We start from the raw sequence: 208 nt of genomic DNA, 5'->3' as shown, positions 1-208 counted from the left end.
GCCATGCAGCCGGTGCCGGCGCTGGTGATGGCCTGGCGGTAGATGTGGTCCTGCACGTCGCCGGCGGCGAACACGCCCGGCACGCTGGTCATCGTGGCGAAGCCGTTGAGCCCGCTCTTGGTGATGATGTAGCCGTCCTTCATCTCCAACTGGCCCTTGAAGATGTCGGTGTTGGGCTGGTGGCCGATGGCGATGAAGCAGCCCTGCA

General features: G+C 65.4%; 1 protein-coding gene. It reads right to left on the bottom strand.

All coding sequences use genetic code 11. The features are described 5' to 3' along the window. The coding region (locus tag B0W88_RS32450; RefSeq protein ID WP_158081016.1) for an FAD-dependent oxidoreductase at positions 1–208 on the bottom strand (208 nt) is incomplete at both ends.

Source organism: Pelomonas sp. KK5, assembly GCF_001984095.1.
GTDB lineage: Bacteria > Pseudomonadota > Gammaproteobacteria > Burkholderiales > Burkholderiaceae_C > KK5.
This window is presented reverse-complemented; position numbering and strand designations above follow the sequence as displayed.